Source organism: Streptomyces sp., assembly GCF_050698815.1.
Classification (GTDB): domain Bacteria; phylum Actinomycetota; class Actinomycetes; order Streptomycetales; family Streptomycetaceae; genus Streptomyces.
The window spans coordinates 1-2225 of record NZ_JBOHCV010000528.1; the positions used below are offsets into that span (position 1 = coordinate 1).

The following is a 2225-nucleotide window of genomic DNA, read 5'->3' on the forward strand; positions in this document are numbered from 1 at the left end:
CCGGCATCCCGTACTCGAACGACCAGATCCCGAGCAGCGCCGCCAGCGCGACCGCGTACAACCAGGCGGCGGGGGCCCACCGTCGCCGCTCCGCGGACGGCACCGCCGCGCCCGCTCCCTCGTGCCCGGTCCGTTCCGCGCCGCCGTCACCGTCGTCCACACGGCGAGTGTGCTCCACACTCCCCTAACGCCCGGTTAGCACCGCCATAAGTCCGGGGTGAAAGGCGCCGGGCCGGCTGTGACGCGCCGACCCGGTGGCTACCGTGATCAGGGTGCCCCATCTCCTGGTGATCGAGGACGACCCCCAGTTGCGCGCTGCCCTCGTACGGGCGCTGCGTGACCGTGGCCATGCCGTGGCCACCGCCTCGACCGGAATGGGAGGGCTGGAAGCGGCCGTCACGCACCGGCCGGATCTGGTGGTGCTCGACCTCGGCCTGCCCGATGTGGACGGTGCGCGGGTGCTGCGGATACTGCGGGCGGTGAGTGACGTACCGGTGATCGTCGCCACCGCCCGCGACGAGGAGCCGGATATCGTCGCGGCGTTGGGGGACGGGGCCGACGACTACATCGTCAAGCCCTTCGGCTCCGGGCAATTGGACGCGCGCGTCAAGGCGGTGCTGCGGCGGCAGGGGACGGGAGTCGCGGCGGAGCCCGAGCAGCCGCTCCGGGTCGGCGGCCTCCTCGTCGCACCGTCCGCCCGCGAGGTGACGCTGGACGGTGAGCGACTGGAGCTGACACCACGGGAGTTCGACCTGCTCTGCTTTCTCGCCCGCCGGGCGGGCCAGGTCGTCACCCGGCGCGAGCTGCTCGCCGAGGTGTGGCAGCAGCCGCTGGGCGGTGCCGACAAGACCGTGGACGTGCATCTGTCGTGGCTGCGACGGAAGTTGGGCGAGACGGCCCACCAGCCCCGCTATCTCCACACGCTGCGCTCCGTCGGCGTGAAGCTCGCGGCACCGGGAGACGGGGTCGCGGGAGACGGGGCCGCGGATGCGTAAGCAGCTGTTGCTGCTGACCGGGGTCACCACGGCGCTGGTGCTGATCACCCTGCTCGTACCGCTGGCGCTGCTGACTCACAGCCACGCCGAGAACGAAGCCATGTCGGGGGCGACACAGCGCGGGCAGTCGGTCGCGGCGGTCGTCGGGAGCACGGACACCTCCACCGGCCGTGGGCGCAGGCTGATACGAGGCGTACTGAACGGACTCGACGCGGGGGGCCGGCCGCGCACTTCGGTCGTACTGCCGGACGGTGACGTGCTGGGGCGGCACCCGGCGAGCGTGAGCAGGTCCGCGCTGCGGCTTGCCCGGTCCGGGCGGGCCTTCACCTACGCACCGGACAGCGGCGGACGTGTGGTCATGGTGCCGGTGCTGGGGACCAGCGGCGCCGGAGCGGGTCCTGCCGCATCGGTCGTACAAGTGACGGTGAGCAAGGCGCAGTTGCGGGACGGAGCGGTGCCCTCCTGGCTGGCCGTCGCAGGGCTCGGCCTCGCGCTCACGCTGCTGGGGCTGGCCTTCGCGGACCGGATGGCCGCGCGCCTCGTACGGACCACGCGGCGGCTGGCGAGGGCGGCCGACCGGCTGGCGGCCGGGGATCTGGCGGCCCGGGCCGAACCCTCCGGACCGGGCGAACTGCAGCTGCTGGCAGTCCGGTTGAACGAACTGGGCGAGCGGATCGGCGTGCTCGTCGGGGCCGAGCGGGAACGCACCGCGGACCTGGCACACCGGCTGCGCACCCCGGTCGCCGCGCTGCGACTCGAAGCCGAGGGGCTGCGCGGAGAGGAGGCGGCCGGACGGATCGAGGCGGGTGTGCTGGCACTGGAGCGAAGCGTGGACGAGGTGATCCGCACGGCCCGCCGGGAAGCCGCGGCACCCGGCAGCGAGCGGTCGGACCTGGCCGCCGTGGCGCGCGAACGTACCGCGTTCTGGACGCCGTTGGCGGAGGACCAGGGGCGGGGCACCGCCATCGCGGCGCCACCGGAGCCGGTGCCGGTGCGGGTCTCCGCCGAGGACCTGTGCGCGGTGCTGGACGCCCTGATCGGCAACGTGCTGGACCACACGCCGGAAGGCACCGCCGTACGGGTCACGGTCACCGCCGACGGCTCCTTGACGGTGGACGACGACGGGCCGGGCTTCCCGCCCGGTGCGGCGGTGGCCGCGCGCGGCGAGAGCGGCGCCGGCTCGACCGGCCTCGGCCTCGACATCGCCCGCCGCACCGCGGAGGACGCGGG

At 74.1% G+C, this 2225-nt stretch carries 2 protein-coding genes; both read left to right on the forward strand.

The genetic code is table 11. The features are described 5' to 3' along the window. Window positions 1–272 precede the first annotated feature (272 nt). Window positions 273–995 (forward strand): response regulator transcription factor, encoded by a 723-nt coding sequence (locus ACRDP3_RS19065; RefSeq protein WP_431518173.1) that lies wholly within the window; start codon window positions 273–275, stop codon window positions 993–995. After that, window positions 988–2225: sensor histidine kinase (locus ACRDP3_RS19070; protein ID WP_431518174.1), on the forward strand; the 1238-nt coding region annotated here is incomplete at its 3' end. The genes ACRDP3_RS19065 and ACRDP3_RS19070, both read left to right, overlap by 8 nt.